18 protein-coding genes are annotated in these 16282 nt (G+C 58.0%); 5 read left to right on the forward strand and 13 right to left on the reverse strand.

Translation table 11 applies throughout. The features are described 5' to 3' along the window. Positions 1-8: 8 nt before the first annotated feature. The 7 genes from nusG to ACR0AL_RS16030 all read right to left on the reverse strand — a co-directional run bounded on the left by nusG (position 9) and on the right by ACR0AL_RS16030 (position 6232). Positions 9-542: a transcription termination/antitermination protein NusG gene (nusG, locus tag ACR0AL_RS16000; protein ID WP_010440977.1), complete on the reverse strand. Its 534-nt coding sequence runs from the start codon at positions 540-542 to the stop codon at positions 9-11. A 199-nt stretch (positions 543-741) separates the two neighbouring features. Next, the gene (gene secE / locus ACR0AL_RS16005; protein WP_170350969.1) at positions 742-939 is read right to left on the reverse strand and encodes a preprotein translocase subunit SecE; all 198 of its coding nucleotides are present in this window, start codon (positions 937-939) and stop codon (positions 742-744) included. Between the two features lie 82 nt (positions 940-1021). Beyond that, entirely contained in the window at positions 1022-1180 is a 159-nt protein-coding gene (gene ccoS / locus ACR0AL_RS16010; RefSeq protein ID WP_170350970.1) for a cbb3-type cytochrome oxidase assembly protein CcoS, read from the reverse strand. Positions 1181-1185: 5 nt separating this feature from the next. After that, positions 1186-3363, reverse strand: coding sequence for a heavy metal translocating P-type ATPase (locus tag ACR0AL_RS16015; RefSeq protein WP_480663821.1), 2178 nt, complete (start codon positions 3361-3363; stop codon positions 1186-1188). A gap of 4 nt (positions 3364-3367) precedes the next feature. Beyond that, positions 3368-3826: a FixH family protein gene (locus tag ACR0AL_RS16020; protein ID WP_170350972.1), complete on the reverse strand. Its 459-nt coding sequence runs from the start codon at positions 3824-3826 to the stop codon at positions 3368-3370. Between the two features lies 1 nt (position 3827). After that, entirely contained in the window at positions 3828-5255 is a 1428-nt protein-coding gene (gene ccoG / locus ACR0AL_RS16025) for a cytochrome c oxidase accessory protein CcoG (RefSeq protein WP_170350973.1), read from the reverse strand. A 101-nt stretch (positions 5256-5356) separates the two neighbouring features. Beyond that, on the reverse strand, positions 5357-6232 hold the full coding sequence (locus ACR0AL_RS16030; RefSeq protein ID WP_170362292.1) for a LysR family transcriptional regulator: 876 nt from the start codon (positions 6230-6232) through the stop codon (positions 5357-5359). A gap of 100 nt (positions 6233-6332) precedes the next feature. On the opposite strand from ACR0AL_RS16030, the gene ACR0AL_RS16035 reads away from it, so the two are divergent. After that, positions 6333-6470 (forward strand): hypothetical protein, encoded by a 138-nt coding sequence (locus ACR0AL_RS16035; RefSeq protein ID WP_480659262.1) that lies wholly within the window; start codon positions 6333-6335, stop codon positions 6468-6470. 136 nt (positions 6471-6606) lie between these two features. On the opposite strand, the gene ccoP is transcribed toward ACR0AL_RS16035, so the two are convergent. From ccoP to ccoN, 4 genes are read right to left on the reverse strand one after another with little or no spacing between them, the layout of a single operon-like run. Continuing rightward, positions 6607-7470 (reverse strand): cytochrome-c oxidase, cbb3-type subunit III, encoded by an 864-nt coding sequence (gene ccoP, locus ACR0AL_RS16040; protein ID WP_480659260.1) that lies wholly within the window; start codon positions 7468-7470, stop codon positions 6607-6609. Next, on the reverse strand, positions 7467-7652 hold the full coding sequence (locus ACR0AL_RS16045; protein ID WP_170350977.1) for a cbb3-type cytochrome c oxidase subunit 3: 186 nt from the start codon (positions 7650-7652) through the stop codon (positions 7467-7469). Before ACR0AL_RS16045 ends, ccoP begins: the two co-directional genes overlap by 4 nt. 12 nt (positions 7653-7664) lie before the next feature. Next, positions 7665-8393: a cytochrome-c oxidase, cbb3-type subunit II gene (ccoO, locus tag ACR0AL_RS16050; RefSeq protein WP_170350978.1), complete on the reverse strand. Its 729-nt coding sequence runs from the start codon at positions 8391-8393 to the stop codon at positions 7665-7667. A gap of 14 nt (positions 8394-8407) precedes the next feature. After that, positions 8408-10015, reverse strand: a complete 1608-nt coding sequence (gene ccoN / locus ACR0AL_RS16055) for a cytochrome-c oxidase, cbb3-type subunit I (protein WP_170350979.1) — start codon at positions 10013-10015, stop codon at positions 8408-8410. Positions 10016-10210: 195 nt separating this feature from the next. On the opposite strand from ccoN, the gene ACR0AL_RS16060 reads away from it, so the two are divergent. Continuing rightward, positions 10211-11050, forward strand: a complete 840-nt coding sequence (locus ACR0AL_RS16060; RefSeq protein WP_170350980.1) for a universal stress protein — start codon at positions 10211-10213, stop codon at positions 11048-11050. 38 nt (positions 11051-11088) lie between these two features. Here ACR0AL_RS16060 and ACR0AL_RS16065 read toward each other — a convergent pair whose 3' ends face one another. Together ACR0AL_RS16065 and fnrL are read right to left on the reverse strand one after the other, a co-directional pair. Next, positions 11089-11340, reverse strand: coding sequence for a GlsB/YeaQ/YmgE family stress response membrane protein (locus tag ACR0AL_RS16065; RefSeq protein ID WP_170350981.1), 252 nt, complete (start codon positions 11338-11340; stop codon positions 11089-11091). A gap of 74 nt (positions 11341-11414) precedes the next feature. Continuing rightward, positions 11415-12158 (reverse strand): transcriptional regulator FnrL, encoded by a 744-nt coding sequence (gene fnrL / locus ACR0AL_RS16070; RefSeq protein ID WP_170350982.1) that lies wholly within the window; start codon positions 12156-12158, stop codon positions 11415-11417. 61 nt (positions 12159-12219) lie between these two features. On the opposite strand from fnrL, the gene hemN reads away from it, so the two are divergent. The 3 genes from hemN (at position 12220) to ACR0AL_RS16085 (ending at position 16258) form a co-directional block, all read left to right on the forward strand. Continuing rightward, complete coding sequence (gene hemN / locus ACR0AL_RS16075) at positions 12220-13575, forward strand: oxygen-independent coproporphyrinogen III oxidase (RefSeq protein ID WP_170350983.1); 1356 nt, start codon at positions 12220-12222, stop codon at positions 13573-13575. Between the two features lie 175 nt (positions 13576-13750). Next, positions 13751-15682 (forward strand): elongation factor G, encoded by a 1932-nt coding sequence (locus ACR0AL_RS16080; protein WP_480663824.1) that lies wholly within the window; start codon positions 13751-13753, stop codon positions 15680-15682. A 96-nt stretch (positions 15683-15778) separates the two neighbouring features. Further along, the gene (locus tag ACR0AL_RS16085) at positions 15779-16258 is read left to right on the forward strand and encodes a DUF995 domain-containing protein (protein WP_170350985.1); all 480 of its coding nucleotides are present in this window, start codon (positions 15779-15781) and stop codon (positions 16256-16258) included. Positions 16259-16282 lie beyond the last annotated feature (24 nt).

A 16282-nucleotide genomic window follows, 5' to 3' on the forward strand; every position in this document is an offset into this window, starting at 1 on the left:
AGTAGCTATCAGCTCTGCTTTGTAACCTGCGTGAAGTCCAGCTCGACCGGGGTTTCCCGACCGAAGATCGAGACCGAAACCTTCAGCTTCTGAGCTTCGTCGTCGACACCTTCGACCATACCGTCGAAATCCTCGAACGGGCCGTCGTTGACCTTGACCTTCTCGCCCACTTCGAAGGTGATCATCAGCTTGGGCGCTTCTTCACCTTCCTGAACGCGGTTGAGGATCTGGTTCACTTCGGCATCGCGCATTGGCATCGGGCGGCCTTGCGGGCCCAGAAAGCCGGTGACGCGGTTGATCGAGTTCACAAGGTGATAGCCCTGATCGGACATTTCCATATGCACCAACACATAACCGGGCATAAAGCGGCGTTCGGTCGTGACCTTCTTGCCCCGGCGCACTTCGATCACCTCTTCGGTGGGCACCAGAACTTCGTCGATATCGTCCTCAAGGCCCTGCTCGGCCACCGACGTGCGGATCTGCTCTGCGATCTTCTTTTCGAAATTCGAAAGAACGCTGACCGAGTACCACCGTTTCGCCATGAACCTGTCGTCCTTGTTTGCCTTCGGTGCGCTGGCAATGCCGCAAGCACCGTCATTGAAATTCTGTCACGTCACCCGGAATAAAAAGCGGCGCGCAGCCCGAATCGCCGCACGCCCATTCCGAATAGTACCGCGTCAACTACTCTGACATTGCGCGCTGTGCAAGGGGGCAGTGGCGTTTCAGCCCGCCCAAACCAGTTTAACTGAATGCACCCAGGATCAGTTGCAATCCGCCGCGAATGCCCAGATCAACCAACGCAAAGAACACGGCAGTCAGCGCCGCCATGATGAACACCATGACCGTGGTCAGCAGCACCTCACGCCGGGTCGGCCAGACGACCTTTGCAACTTCGGCGCGGACTTGCTGAATGAACTGGATCGGATTCATAGTTGCCATTTGGCTTGGTTCTCTCTGCTAGCGGATGAGCCGGACATAACCGGGCATTGCGGCAATTTCAAGAGCGCTTGATTGCCACGTGTCAGGGCTTGGGCTTGTCGTCCCATTCATCGCTCAGGATGCGCCGAGAGTCACCCTCGGGGTCGTCATATTGGTTCGAGCGGACGGTATACACAAAGGCCACAAGTCCAACCCCGCCCAAAAACAGGGAAATCGGAATCAGATAGGCCAAAACTTCCATAGCAGCTACCTCAGACGCAGGGCGTTCAGGGACACGGTGATGGACGAGGTCGACATCGCCAGCGCCGCAATCAAGGGCGTGGCCAGACCGGCCACCGCCAGCGGCACCGCGATGATATTGTAAACGGTGGCAATACGAAAGTTCTCGCGAATCCGTTTGGTCGCCTTCACGGCGGTATCACAGGCAACGGCAATCGGGGCCAAATCATTACCCAACAGCACGATATCCGAGGCCACCCGCGCCGCGTCCAGCGCCGATGCGGGCGAGATCGACACATGCGCCGCTGCCAGCGCGGCGGTATCGTTCAGACCGTCGCCGACCATTAGAACATGTCGGCCCTGATCGCTCAGCTCCTGCACACGGGCGGCTTTTTCTTGCGGCAAAGCCTGCGCGACCCAGTGTTCGATCCCCAACTTTTCAGCCAGCGCCTGAACCGCGCCTTCTGTGTCACCCGAAATCAGGATGACCTCTTTGCCTGCGTCGCGGAAGGCTTGAACCGCCTCGGCCGCGCCGGGGCGCAGACTGTCCGAATACTGGAAGCACACAGGCGCCTGCCCTGCGACGGACAACCATGCTGCGGTCTGATCACCCTCTTGCGCACCCGTCCACGCTGCCCGGCCCAGACGCACGCGCTGATCTCGATAGGTGCCTTCGGTGCCGTAACCCGGAACTTCGGTGATATCTTTCAGACGGGCCGGTTTGACCCCCGCATCGCGTGCTGCGGTGGTCAATGCAACGGACAGCGGGTGCGAGGAGGCCTCGGACAGCGCCAAGGCCACTTCAAGATCAGCGCGGGCATGATCGCCCAGGTTGATCAGTTCGGGCGTGCCCGAGGTCAGCGTACCAGTTTTGTCGAACACCACCGTATCCACCTCGGCCAGACGTTCCAGGGCGGTGGAATGTTTGATCAGCATCCCCTTGCGGAACAATCGCCCCGAGGCTGCCGTTGTCACCGCAGGCACCGCCAGACCCAACGCACAGGGGCAGGTGATGATCAACACCGCAGCTGCAATGTTCAGCGCGGTGCGGATATCGCCGGAATAGATGTACCAACCCAGAAAGCTGAGCGCCGCTAGGATGTGTACACCCGGCGCATAAAGCTTGGCCGCCTTGTCCGCCAATGAGGTATAGCGCGACCGGCCCGATTCAGCGATGGCGACCAGATCGGCCATACGGTGCAGCGACGTATCCTCACCCACCGCTGTCGCCCGAATGGTCAGCGGGCCAGTCAGATTAACCTCACCAGCGCTGACTGCCATGCCCGCTTGCGCAAAAACAGGCAGGGTTTCCCCGGTCAACAGGGACCGATCAAGCTCTGACCGCCCCGACACAATTTCGCCGTCCACCGGCATACGCCCACCGGGCCGGACAAGGATCAGATCGCCAACTGCAAGGGTGGCCACGGCCACTTCTTCCTCGACACCGTAGACCAGGCGGATGGCGCGCGGTACTTCTAGTGCGGTCAGTTCTTCGGCCGCGGATCGGGCGGCATCGCGGGTGCGGTAATCCAGATACCGCCCCGCCAGCAGGAAGAAGGTCAGCGTCAGCGCGGCATCGAAATAAGCGTGTTTGCCGCTGAGCGCGGTTTCCCAAAGCGATGTGATCAACGCCAACAGGATGGCTAAAACAATCGGAACATCCATGTTCAGGCGTTTGACCCGCAGGGCGCTCCAGGCGTTGGCAAAAAAAGGCTGCGCCGAAAAGGCTATGGCTGGCAACGCAATGGCCGCGGAAATCCAGTGGAACATATCGCGCGTGGCATCCGATGCGCCCGACCAGACCGACACCGACAGCAGCATCACGTTCATCGAAGCGAAACCGGCCACCGCCAGCCGCATCAACAGATCGCGACCGGCCTTATTGGCCTGCGTCGCTGACAACGAACCTGGGTCCAGCTCGTGCGCCTCATAGCCCGCCCGTTCCAACACAGGAATAAGATCGGCTGCACGCAGATCAGGCGACGCTTTGACCATCGCCCGCTTGAGTGTCAGGTTCACCCGCGCGTCCTCGACCCCCGGATAGGCGTTCAGTTCCCGTTCGACCGTGGCAATACAAGCCGAGCAATGAATGCCCGGCAACGATAACGCAATCTGAGCATCCTGTGGGATGGGCCGCGCCGGTTCCGCCGGGCTGGCGATACAACCGGGGCAGGCCGCAGTGCCGGATGTGAACTGCGTCGTCATCCCATCACCCTTTTACGTACAACGGCACACGCTGGGCAAACTCTGCACCCGCGCTATCCTTGGCAACCAGCCGTATGTTCCAGTTGCCTTTGCCCAACGATACCGGCGTTGCATAGGCCTGACCGTCAAAGATAAATTCGGGCGAGAAATCATCCTCGACATGGGTGGCGCGACCCACAACAGCCTGCAACTCGGCCACTTCGACCGGAGCTCCGGTTTTGTCAGTGATATGCAGGATCAATAAGCCGCCAGACATTTCGGCACGAATGGTCCAACCCAGCGCCTGATGTTCCTTCAGACGGTCGTTGAACTCCTGACTGGCGACATAAGAGTTTTTTACCTCAAGCCCCGGAAAGGTTTTGACCGCGCTATAGGCCAGTACGAGGTTTACGGCGATAATCACACCAAACGCGGCGACGAAAATGGCCAGAGCGTGCTTACCGGTAAATTGACGCTCGGCCATACTAGTTCCCTCGTCCGTTGAAAGTGGTGTCTTTATAGGCGCGTTCACCGCTTTCCAGATCCTCGACCCAGATGCGCACCGAAGTTGCATCCGCAGCCGCCGGCCCGGTGTCGCCCGCAGAAACGATGTAGACGCGGGTTAATTGTGCCGTATCTGCCGTGACATTGACAATCTCACCTTCGACGCCCTCGATCTGGATCTGCAAGGCCGGATCACCCGCGAGGGACAATTGGAACGCCCGGTCCTCGCCATGCTTGTTACGCAGGCGCACATCATAGGTATTGCGGATTGTTCCGTCGGACAAAGTGACAAAGGTCGGGTTGCGCACGGGCGCCACGGTCAGATCAATATCGGACCGGATAAACAGCGCAAACAACAGCGCAAGGCCAACCAGGGCCCACAAAGCCGTATACAGGATCGTCCGCGGACGCAGGATGTGTTTCCAGACGTTGATGGGTTGCTCGCCTGCACGTTCATGAGCTTCGTCGCTCAGCGCCATATAGTCGATCAGGCCACGCGGCTTGCCGATCTTGGCCATCATGTCATCGCAAGCGTCGATGCACAGCGCACAGGTGATGCATTCCATCTGCTGCCCGTCGCGAATGTCGATCCCAACCGGGCAAACATTCACGCAAGCCATGCAGTCGATGCAGTCGCCCAGCTCGGAATCGGTAGTACGCTTACCCTTGCCGCGCGGTTCGCCCCGCCATTCGCGGTACCCGACGACCAGAGTGTCCTCATCCATCATTGCGGCCTGAATACGCGGCCACGGGCAAGCATAAATGCAAATCTGCTCGCGGGCGAAACCGCCGAAAAAGAACGTCGTACCTGTTAAGATCAGGACCGTTGTATAGGCAACCGGATGAGCGTTTCCAGTGACCAGATCCCGCATCAGCGTAGGGGCATCGGCAAAATAGAACACCCAGGCCCCGCCGGTTGCCAGACCGATCAGAAACCACGCCGTCCATTTCGTGATACGCAGGCGCGCCTTGCGGAAATCCAGCTTTTCCTGCCGGTGCAGTCGCAATCGGGCGTTGCGATCGCCTTCGATCCAGCGCTCAACCAGAATGAACAGGTCCGTCCACACCGTCTGCGGGCAAGCATAGCCGCACCACACGCGCCCCAGCGCTGAGGTAAACAGAAACAGGCCCAGACCGGCCATGATCAACAGGCCTGCCACGAAATAAAATTCATGCGGCCAGATTTCGATCCAGAAAAAGTAAAAACGCCGGTTCGCCAGGTCCAGCAGCACCGCCTGATCCGGCAGGCTGGGGCCGCGGTCCCATCTGATCCAGGGCGTTACATAATAGATGCCAAGCGTAACCGCGAGGATGATCCATTTCAGGTTTCGAAATGGCCCGGACACGCGCCGGGGAAAGATCGGCTCCCTTGCAGCGTAAAGGCTGGGGGCAGGGTCGGAATCGCTCACAAGCAGGCTCCAGATGTGGCTGTCTTTTAGGCGTCTTTTTCCAGATCACAAAAGCAGTCACTTTGACATGGGTCAAAAGCGCATCACGCAGACACCTTTTGTCACACCATACCAGCTTGCCGCCTGAGCCAGCTAACAAAAATTTTGACAGCCGGGCGCAGTGGCGCATCCCCTGTAACAATGTGGTATCCACGCGCGCCAGGTTCGCGAAACAACTCGATGATGCGACCCGCCTGAATATCAGCTTCGACAAAATGTCGCGCCGTGAATGTCACACCCTGACCAGCGCGCAGCCCCTCAAGCACCAGATTGCCGGGCAACAAGATTCGCCCAGCCCGCGGGCCGTGTTCAACCCCGCGGCGGGCCAGCCACGATGTTGCCTCTGTAGTTCCAAGCTCTTCCAACCAAGGCAGTTGGCTAAGCTCATCCGGAGTAATGGTTTCCCGGCCTCCCAGTAGCGACGGCGCAGCAACTATCACGATCGGACTTTGCAACAGAGGCTCTGCATTCACCCCCTGCCAGTATCCATCCCCGTATCGGATCGCCACATCCACACCACCCGGACGCAAACTGGCAAGGTCAGGCGAAGGGTCCAGCGCCAAGGGTATATCAGGATACTCGGCCTGAAACGCCGGCAAGCGGGGCATCAGCCAGGACGCGGCAAAAGATGCCGTCAAGGATACATGAACCGGGCGATCTTCGGCGATATGCGTCAGATCCGCTACGGCTGCCCCGATCGCGCCAAAACCCAGATGTAAGGCGCGGGCCAGCCTTTCACCCTCGACCGTCAACGTCATGGACTTACCGCTGCGGTCCAGCAGGGTCACCCCAAGGTGTTTTTCCAAGGCGCGCAATTGCTGGCTGATGGCAGCGTGGCTGACATTTAACAGGACCCCGGCCTGCACCACATTTCCTGCTTCCGCAAAGGCATGAAAAGCCTTCAGCGATGCAAGGGGTGGCATTGTCATCCAATTCATATGTAAGCCTAGGTTACATTACTCAATGGCAATTGAGTCGCATATTCCTCGCAAAACATCAATCCTGAGTGCAATCAGACCCAACTTAAGGAGAGATCAGATGCTATCGATTCTTGCACGTACATTCATGGTCGCCACCCACACGGATGGGCTAACGACACCGCAAAACCGCGAACACCGCCCCGAGGGCAATTGGTGGAGGAGAACCACGCGCGTCACACGTTCCCGTGCGAAATGACGGGCCCTCTGGACCCGATCAAAACAGAGAACTAATCTGAACTTGTAGCACCGGCTGTTCAGGAAACGCGCGAACAGATGGAACAGCCGGTGCCTAACCTTCGGGCGGCGAACCGTCCGAAGGTATTCTTTTGCCGTTACTGACCGCCACCCAATTGGTGGACATAAGCTGTGACCGCGCGAATCTGCGCGTCGGTCAGACGGTTTTCCCAGGATGGCATCACGCCAAAGCGGCTGTTGGTGACCGTTTCGGTCAAAGCCTCTTCGCTGCCGCCATAAAGCCAGATTGCATCGGTCAGGTTCGGTGCGCCCTGAGTGATATCACCGGTGCCGTCTTCGCCATGACATACTGCGCAGTTGTCCTCGAAAACAACTTTGCCCGCCTGCGCCGCCGCATCATCAGTCTGAGCGTTGGTCAGCGACATGACATACTGCACCACCTGAGTGATTTCGTCCTGTTCCAGAATCTCGCCAAAGGCCGGCATCTCAGAATAGCGCGCATCGTCGCTTTCTTCATTGCGAATACCATAGGCAACGGTCATCTCGATATCCTCGAGCGACCCTCCCCACAGCCAGGCATCGTCCAGCAAGTTCGGGAAACCCGGCGCACCCTGCGCGCCCGAGCCGTGACACTGCGCACACCAGGTACGGAACACCGCACCGCCTGCGTTCACCGCGTATTGCTGCAACTCGGCATCTTTCGAGATATCCTCCAGCGGCGTTTCAATCAGCTTAGTATTCCACGGCGCATTGGCCTCCTCGAACGAGATCATCTCTTCCTGCACAAGTGCTCGGGAAGACCATCCCATGACACCAGCCGTTGCAGACCGAACCAACGGCCAAGCCGGATACATGATCGTATAGATCACGCCCCAAACAATGGTTGCGTACAAGACCCACAGCCACCAGCGGGGCATCGGATTGTCAAATTCCTCAATTCCGTCCCAGCTGTGGCCGGTGGTATTCGGATCACCCGGCTGTTTTTCAGGTGTTTTGCTCATTTCCTCGCCTCCTTGACTTCGGCGGGTTTATCTTGATGCCGGAAAGGGATGTTGGCGGTATCCTTGTATTCTTTGCTGGCACCGGGGCGGAAAACCCAGATCACGATGCCTACAAAGAAGGCAAACAGCACAAGTAACATCCAGCTATCCGCGAACTGCCGTAAGAGAGTATATTCTTCCATCACACTCTCCTGTTATCGGCTTGCGTCCGGGGTGAAGGTCGAGAAATCAACCAACGTGCCCAGCATCTGAAGGTAAGCAACGAGCGCATCCATCTCGGTCAACTCAGATTGACCATCGAAATTGCGGACATTGACCTTGTCGCCATAGCGTTCCAGCAATCCGTCATAGTCGCTGTCCGGATCCGCCTGCGCCCGGAAATCCGCCTGTGCCTGCTCGAGCATCTCGTCTGTGTACGGCGTGCCGACCACAGAATTGGCAGCCATGACATCACCGATATACTTACCGTCGATCTTCCGATGCTCGAGGAAGCCATATTTCGGCATCACCGATTCAGGCACCACCGATTGCGGATCACGCAGGTGGTCCACCTGCCACTGGTCCGAATAACGGCCACCGACACGAGCGATATCTGGCCCGGTACGCTTGGAGCCCCACTGGAATGGGTGATCATACATCGATTCAGCCGCCAGCGAGTAGTGACCATAGCGTTCAACTTCGTCCCGCATCGGGCGGATCATCTGACTGTGGCAGACATAGCACCCTTCGCGGATGTAGATGTCACGCCCGGCCAATTCGAGGGGGGTGTATGGGCGCATGCCCTCTACCTTCTCGATGGTGTTCTCAAGATAGAACAGCGGGGTGATTTGTACGATGCCACCGATGGTAACGACCAGAAAGCTGAAGATCAGCAGGAGGGTCGCGTTGGTCTCGAGGATCTTATGTTTGTCGAGAATTGCCATTGCTCCGGCCCTCCTTATTCAGCCGGGACCGCGACGGACAGGCTGGCCTCTTTGGCCGGCGCTTTCCGTACAGTCATCCACAGGTTGTAGCACATGATCAGCGAGCCAGCGACGAACATCACGCCACCCAAAGCACGCACCACATACATCGGGAACTTGGCAGCCACGGTGTCGGCGAACGAGTTCACCAGGAAGCCGTTGGCATCCACTTCGCGCCACATCAGACCTTCCATGATGCCGGTGACCCACATCGACGCGGCGTAAAGCACGATGCCGATGGTAGCGAGCCAGAAGTGCCAGCTGACCATCTGCAGCGAATACAGACGCTCACGCTTCCACAGGACAGGCACCAAGAAGTACAGCGCACCAAAAGTGATCATGCCGTTCCAGCCCAGCGCGCCCGAATGCACGTGACCGATGGTCCAGTCGGTGTAGTGCGACAGCGAGTTCACTGCACGGATCGACATCATCGGGCCTTCAAAGGTGGACATTCCATAGAAGCCGACCGAGATCACCATCATCCGAATAACCGGATCAGTGCGCAGCTTGTCCCATGCACCCGACAGGGTCATCAGACCGTTGATCATTCCACCCCATGACGGCATCCACAGCACGATTGAGAACACCATGCCCAGCGTCGAAGCCCAGTCAGGCAACGCGGTATAATGCAGGTGGTGCGGACCGGCCCAGATATACAGGAAGATCAGAGCCCAGAAGTGGATGATCGACAGCTTATAGCTGAATACCGGACGCTCGGCCTGTTTCGGGATGAAGTAATACATCATTCCCAGGAAACCCGCGGTCAGGAAGAAGCCCACAGCATTGTGGCCGTACCACCACTGGATCATGGCATCCTGCACACCAGACCAGACGATAACCGATTTCGAACCCCAGATGCTGACCGGGATGGTCATGTTGTTGACCAGATGCAGCATGGCGACAGTCACGATGAACGCCAGATAGAACCAGTTCGCCACGTAAATGTGGGGTTCTTTCCGCCTGACGATCGTTCCAAGGAAAACGGCCAGATAAGCAACCCATACGACGGTCAGCCAAAGGTCAACATACCATTCAGGCTCGGCATATTCTTTGGACTGAGTACCACCCAGTACGTAACCGGTCGCTGCCAGTACAATGAACAGCTGATAGCCCCAGAACACGAACCACGCCAGATTGCCGCCCCAAAGGCGCGCGGCGCTGGTGCGCTGTACCACATAGAACGAGGTTGCGATCAAGGCGTTACCGCCAAAGGCAAAGATCACCGCCGATGTGTGCAGCGGACGCAAACGACCAAAGTTCAGATAGCCCTGCGCCCATTCGAAGTTCAGCGCCGGAAAGGCCAGCTGAAACGCGATGAAAGTCCCTGCAAGGAACCCGACCACGCCCCAAAAGGCAGTTGCGATCACGCCATAGCGGATGACGCCATCCATGTATTCACCCGAACGGTCTACAAGAATATCTGGCTCGTCAGTGTTTCTAAGCGTCCAGATGAACAAACCACCGGCGATCAGCATCACCAGAATCGAATGCACCTGATACGCCAAATCGCGTGCATAGTTGGACCCGATCGCAGTGAACACCACAACCAGACCAAGCACGATCAGCTTGATGTAATTTGACATATTGCGTCCCTTTGCCATGCCCCACGTGATTCTTGTATATCGCAGGACCCTTTTGACTGGTTGCCGTTTTGTCGAACGGCGGCCAGAATTACTTTGATCTGTGTCAAGACAATACACTGATTTCTGTGACAATCGTAAACTGACAACTGGGCCATAGGGCCGCAGGTACATGAGCCTGAAAGACAAGAGGTCAAAATGGCATACAAATCTCTTCTCACGGTGATGACAGACACGAACCACAGTGACGCGCCTCTGGCCCAGATGGCCGCTCTGACTGCTTCGCAAGACGCGCATGCCGAGGCTTTGTGTCTGGGCGTCGACCGCAGCCAGACGGGATATTACTACGCCGGCGCAAACGCCCTGATACTTCAGGAAACACTGAGCCGCGCGAATGCCGAAGCCGAAGAGGTACTGGCCTATGCCAAAGACTATCTGGGCAAGACTGGAATTCGCTGGTCCGCCGAAAGCGGTGTTGCTCAGATCTCGGATATCGGGCGCCACGTGGCGCACCGCGCGCGGTTTTCCGATCTTGTCATTCTCCCGCAACCTTACGGACCTGACCGCGACGCCGAGGCCGAACCCATTGTCGAAGCTGCCATGTTCGAAGGTCACGCGCCTGTTCTAGTCGTTCCTGACGATGCAACCCCGTTCGCACGACCGGGCAACATCCTGATCGGCTGGAACGAGAGCGTCGAGGCCATGCGAGCCATCCGCCGCGCCCTGCCGTTTCTGACGCAAGCCGATCTGGTGCGCATCGTCGTGATTGATCCGCCGCGCCACGGCCCCGACCGCTCGGACCCTGGTGGGATGCTGTCGCAGATGCTGGCCCGCCATGGCGTGAAATGCGAAATCGACGTGCTGAGCAAGACCATGACGCGGGTATCCGATATCCTGAACCGCCACGCCGCAGATACCGAGGCAGACATGATCGTGATGGGAGCCTACGGACACTCGCGGTTCCGCGAGGCCATTTTGGGCGGCGCGACACGGAACATGTTGGAACAAGCCACAGTACCGGTGTTCCTGGCTCACTAGTATAGGCCGTTACAGAAAACCGCCCCCTGGGGCGGTTTTTACTTTTTCACCAATCCGATCAGGAACAGCAGAATGATCGCGCCGATGGTGGCAAAGAAAATAGATGAAAAGACACCACCGCCCACAGCAAAGCCCAGCGCGGGAAAGATCAGACCGGCCAGAAACGCGCCGACGATGCCGACGATGATATTGCCCATCAGGCCAAAGCCGCGGCCTTCCATGATCTTGCCCGACAGCCACCCGGCGATCGCGCCGATGAACAGCATCGCCAGAATGCTACTGAATCCCATGACTTACTCCTGAGGTCTGCTTCAAATGACCCCAGTTAAACATGGCCAGCCGATCCAGTCACGCTGCAAGCGTGTCAGACCAGAAAACCTCCATCCGAGTCGTCGCCTGCCTCTTCCATCAGGCGGCCCATATCCGGAATCGTCACGTGGCGTTTGCCTTCCAACGTGATGACCTGATCCTTTTTCAGGGCCGAGATCTGCCGACTGACTGTTTCCAGCGTCAGCCCAAGGTAGTCCGCCATCGCCTCGCGGGTTAGCGGAAGGTCAAACACGATCGGCCCCGTGTTTCCCTTTTGATTGATCGACGCATCGCGCCGGGCGATAATCGACAGCAGGCTGGCAATCTTTTCTCGCGCAGTCTTGCGCCCCAGCACCAACATCCACTCGCGCGCGGCGTCCAGCTCGTCCAGCGTCATTTGCAACAGCCGGTGTGCAATATGCGGGGTATTGCTCATCAAGTCTTCGAACGGCTTCTTGCGAAAACAACACATGACCAGATCGGTTGTTGCCAGCACATCGTATGGCGCAGAATCGCGGCCTGGCCGCCCGACGAAATCACTGGGCAGCAAAAGGCCGACCATCTGGGTGCGACCATCTTCCATTGTCTGGGTCAGCGAGGCGATGCCTGACACGACCGAGCCCACAAAATTCATCTGATCCCCCGACCAGATGATCGTCTGACCCGCCTCAAAACTGCGATAGTATTTGATGCCTTCAAGCTCTACCAGCTCGTTCGCATCACAGTGGGCGCATACTGCACGATGCCGGATGGGGCAATCTCCGCAGTTTGTATGGTCGAATTTGAGTATCGGTGTCATGCACGTTTCCACTTGATCTCGGTCAAAGCATCTAGACGGTCCGTCCCTTAAAGCTATCGCCATGATAGTGAAACCACAATTGGCCAAGCTTGGACTATTTGACGCGAAAGTCCCGCGTTATACAAGCTATCCCACCGCCCCCCACTTCAGCAATGACGTGGGGTCAAGCCTTTATTCCGACTGGATTTCCGGCCTGAAGCCGGGCAGCGAGGTGTCGTTGTACATCCATGTCCCGTTCTGCCGCAGGCTGTGCTGGTTCTGCGCCTGCCGCACGCAAGGCACCCAAACCGACAACCCGGTGATTGCCTATGTGGACGTTCTGAAAGCCGAGCTTGACCTGCTGGCTGAACGCCTGCCTGAGGGCATTACCCTGTCGCGCCTGCATTGGGGTGGCGGCACGCCAACCCTATTGAACCCCGATCTGATGCGGGATCTGGCCGCGCGGATTCTGGATGTCGTACCGCTGGGCCCGAATGCCGAGTTCTCGGTCGAGATCGACCCGAACGAGATTGATGAGGCCCGTCTGGACGCATTGGCCGAGGCCGGGATGAACCGCGCCTCAATCGGGGTGCAGGATTTCGACGACGAAATTCAGAAGACCATCGGGCGTATCCAAAGCTATGACGTCACACGCAAAGCCGTGGACATGATCCGCGCCCGTGGGATCAGCAGCCTGAATGCGGATATCCTGTATGGCCTGCCGCACCAGACCAAATTGCGGATGACGGAAAGCGTGCAGAAACTTCTGTCGCTCAGCCCGGATCGTGTCGCGCTATACGGTTATGCCCATGTGCCATGGATGGCCAAGCGGCAGCAACTGATCCCCTCAGATGCCCTGCCGACCCCCGAAGAACGTCTTGATCTGTTCGACACCGCCCGCCGCCTGTTCATGTGGGATGACTATGCCGAGATCGGCATTGACCATTTCGCCACGCAGGATGACGGCCTGACCCATGCGCTCAAGGCCGGGCGGTTAAAGCGGAACTTCCAGGGCTATACCGACGATCAGGCCGAGGTTCTGATCGGGGTTGGTGCCAGCTCTATCTCGCGCTTTCCGCAAGGCTATGCCCAGAATGCGCCCGCAACATCTGCCCATACCAAGGCGATTCGCGAAGGGCGGTTCTCGACCTCACGCGGGCACTTGTTCAAAGGGCAGGACGTTCTGCGCGCCCGGCTGATCGAAGCGCTGATGTGCGATTTCCAGATCAATACAGCCGAGGTTCTGGGCAATCACGACATCACCGGGCCAGAGTTGCAGGCTATGTATCAGGCTGCCAATACAGCCTTTGACGGCCTGCTGCGGATCACCGAAGATGGCTTGTTCATCCCGCCCGAGGCCCGGCCGCTGACCCGCATGATTGCCCGCAGCTTTGACGCCTATGACCTGAGCTTGGCCGGCCACAGTTCGGCAATCTGACATCAAGGCAGGTCAGGGCTTGACGCGGCGGGTCGGTTTTTTCCACACTTGCAGGGCGGGCGGAACCCGCCCGCACCCGAGGCAGGCCCAATACCAGACAGTTCGCGCCAACGCATTTGCGTAAGGCTATCCCTTTCGTGCAGCCGATCTGCAATTTGAAAGAGGGACAGCACCCATGCGCGTTTTCACCGTCCTCGGCCCCAGCCAATCGGGCAAAACCACTCTGGTCGAGGCCATCAGCCGCCTCGACGGCCGGTCCACCACATTCGACGTATCCGGAACCGTGCATTTGCACGGTTTTTCTTATTTAGACGAACCCTGGTGCGCCATTGATGTCGATGGCGGCGGCGATAATCTGGCCTATGTCGGCCCTGCCATGGCAATCTCGGACGCCGCCGTGGTGGTCGTGCCGCCCGACCCGCAGGCCGCCGTTCTGTGCGCCCCATATCTGCGACTGGTCGAAGAGGCTGGCATTCCCTGCTTCCTGTTCATCAACCGTATGGACAACCCCAATGGCCGGATTCGCGACATCATTGCGGCGTTGCAGACCTATTGCACCCACCACATCGCCCTGCGCCAGGTGCCGATCCGCGAGGGCGACACGATCGTCGGTGCGGTTGATCTGATCTCGGAGCGGGCTTGGAAATATCAGGAAGGCCAGCCCTCAGCCCTGATCGAATTGCCGCAATCGGTCGAGGACCGCGAACAGGAGGCCCGCACGGAATTGTTGGAAACCTTGTCAGATTTCGACGACAACTTGCTTGAGCAATTGATCGAAGACAAGCAACCGCCCAGCGCCGAGGTTTACGATCTGGCCGCACAAGTGCTGCAGAACCACCAGTTGATACCCGCCTGTTTGGGCGCGGCCAGCCATGGAAACGGGCTGACTCGTTTGATGAAAGCCCTGCGGCACGAGGCCCCGGAGTTTGACATAGCCGCCGGGCGCGACGAAGCGGCAGAAAACGCCCGCGCGATCGCTGGCTTCGCGGATGTAAAAAAACATATCGGCAAGATCGTCGTTCTGCGCGGGCTGGGCGCAGGTGTGAAAGCGCATGAGAATCTGGGCGGCGAAACCGTCGGCAACCTGACTACGCTGGACGCCAAGACACAGATTGCCGAGCTACCAGCTGGGCAAATTGGGCTCGCCGTGAAATCCGATCACCTAAATCCCGGCAATCTCTATGACAGTTCTTCGGCGACCCCTCTGCCCGAATGGGCCGGCTCCCACCCGGCAGCGCATCGTCAGATCGTGTCGCCCACCCATGAGCGAGACGACGTGCGCCTGTCTAACGCACTAACCCGTCTGGTCGAGATCGACCCCGGCCTGCATTTGGAACAGGACGAACTTAGCGGTCATGCAATTCTGGGTTCACAAGGTCCGCAACACATGCGTCGTGTCACCGCCAAACTAGATGAGGATTTCGGGATCGAGATTACTGCCGACGCGGTCGAGACCGCTTATCGCGAAACCATTCGCGCACCCGTCGAACACCGTCACCGCCACCGCAAACAATCTGGTGGGGCTGGACAGTTCGCAGACGTAGTAATCTCGGTTGCGCCAATGCCGCGGGGTTCGGGGTTCCAGTTCGAGGAAATCGTAAAGGGGGGCGCGGTGCCCAAGAACTATATTCCATCGGTCGAACACGGCGCCAAGGATGCGTTGGTGCAGGGGCCCGAGGGCTTTCCAGTGGTGGATGTGAAAGTCACGCTTAGCGATGGCAAGCACCACAACGTGGACAGCTCGGACTATGCCTTCCGTACCGCAGGCAAGAATGCTGTGCGTGAAGCCCTGCCACAGGCCAAACCAGTGGTCCTGCAGCCGATCCTGAGTGCCGAAATCCACCTGCCGTCGGATTTTGTAGGCGATCTGGTTCCGACCATAAGTTCGCTGCAAGGCCAGGTTCTGGGCTTTGAAGGTAATCCCAACGCCTCAGGCTGGGAGATCTTCAACGCCCAATTGCCCGCCGTGGCCGAGGACGAGTTGCACCGAACCCTCGCCAGTGCCACACGTGGCACCGGTTGGGTCAAGCTGAACTTTGATCACTATGAAGAGCTGCGCGGACCACTTCCGAAAAGTGCAGCGCGCGAGGCCGCCAACGCACAGTGAAATTCTCAAAAAACCTCTGACCGGCACCCCGGTCAGAGAATACACAGGAGGGCCGCCCCGCATTTCAGGTTTGTTATTTAAAGAGGAGCCGCAGTTATGGCGTATTCAACAACCGTCCTGACGACATTTGTAGTCGCGGCCATTTTTCTGGCTGCCGGGGAAAGCCTTGCCAAGGGGAAACCCAAAGGCGCAAAACGCACTGACCCACAAACGATAGCTCAGCTCTATTCCGGCAAGACAACAAATTGGAGACTTGGAGGGTCGTTCTATTGGGCTCCTAACGGCACCTTACAGGGGATAGGGCAAAAAGAAGGCGCCGTTGGCATTGGGCGATGGTACGTCACAAACAGAGGTAAACTGTGTAACGAGACTGACTGGTACTGGTTCGAAAACGGGGCGAGGCAATACAAACGTTTCGAAGAATGTTGGGAGTTTGTGACAGCCCCGGACGGAACAATCTGGGAGAGGTTTATCCCTGAGAAGTCAAACTGGTATCGCCACAGTATCCGATCGCAAGTCAGAGGCAACCCGCACCAGAGAAAGTTCAACAAATTGAAGAAAGATCTGGGTCTATAACCCTTTGCCGCGCGGGTAGGAACT

It is taken from the genome of Ruegeria sp. BB1 (assembly GCF_056539465.1).

Excerpts from the sequence above, each read along its gene's own strand:
- nusG (WP_010440977.1), bottom strand. The coding sequence starts at position 542 with ATGGCGAAACGGTGGTACTCGGTCAGCGTTCTTTCGAATTTCGAAAAG.
- ACR0AL_RS16045 (WP_170350977.1), bottom strand. The coding sequence starts at position 7,652 with ATGGAAGAATATACTCTCTTACGGCAGTTCGCGGATAGCTGGATGTTA.
- ccoP (WP_480659260.1), bottom strand. The coding sequence starts at position 7,470 with ATGAGCAAAACACCTGAAAAACAGCCGGGTGATCCGAATACCACCGGC.
- ccoN (WP_170350979.1), bottom strand. The coding sequence starts at position 10,015 with ATGTCAAATTACATCAAGCTGATCGTGCTTGGTCTGGTTGTGGTGTTC.
- ccoO (WP_170350978.1), bottom strand. The coding sequence starts at position 8,393 with ATGGCAATTCTCGACAAACATAAGATCCTCGAGACCAACGCGACCCTC.
- ACR0AL_RS16060 (WP_170350980.1), top strand. The coding sequence starts at position 10,211 with ATGGCATACAAATCTCTTCTCACGGTGATGACAGACACGAACCACAGT.
- ccoS (WP_170350970.1), bottom strand. The coding sequence starts at position 1,180 with ATGGAAGTTTTGGCCTATCTGATTCCGATTTCCCTGTTTTTGGGCGGG.
- fnrL (WP_170350982.1), bottom strand. The coding sequence starts at position 12,158 with ATGACACCGATACTCAAATTCGACCATACAAACTGCGGAGATTGCCCC.
- ACR0AL_RS16015 (WP_480663821.1), bottom strand. The coding sequence starts at position 3,363 with ATGACGACGCAGTTCACATCCGGCACTGCGGCCTGCCCCGGTTGTATC.
- ACR0AL_RS16085 (WP_170350985.1), top strand. The coding sequence starts at position 15,779 with ATGGCGTATTCAACAACCGTCCTGACGACATTTGTAGTCGCGGCCATT.
- ACR0AL_RS16035 (WP_480659262.1), top strand. The coding sequence starts at position 6,333 with ATGCTATCGATTCTTGCACGTACATTCATGGTCGCCACCCACACGGAT.
- ACR0AL_RS16030 (WP_170362292.1), bottom strand. The coding sequence starts at position 6,232 with ATGAATTGGATGACAATGCCACCCCTTGCATCGCTGAAGGCTTTTCAT.
- ACR0AL_RS16080 (WP_480663824.1), top strand. The coding sequence starts at position 13,751 with ATGCGCGTTTTCACCGTCCTCGGCCCCAGCCAATCGGGCAAAACCACT.
- secE (WP_170350969.1), bottom strand. The coding sequence starts at position 939 with ATGGCAACTATGAATCCGATCCAGTTCATTCAGCAAGTCCGCGCCGAA.
- ACR0AL_RS16020 (WP_170350972.1), bottom strand. The coding sequence starts at position 3,826 with ATGGCCGAGCGTCAATTTACCGGTAAGCACGCTCTGGCCATTTTCGTC.
- hemN (WP_170350983.1), top strand. The coding sequence starts at position 12,220 with ATGATAGTGAAACCACAATTGGCCAAGCTTGGACTATTTGACGCGAAA.
- ACR0AL_RS16065 (WP_170350981.1), bottom strand. The coding sequence starts at position 11,340 with ATGGGATTCAGTAGCATTCTGGCGATGCTGTTCATCGGCGCGATCGCC.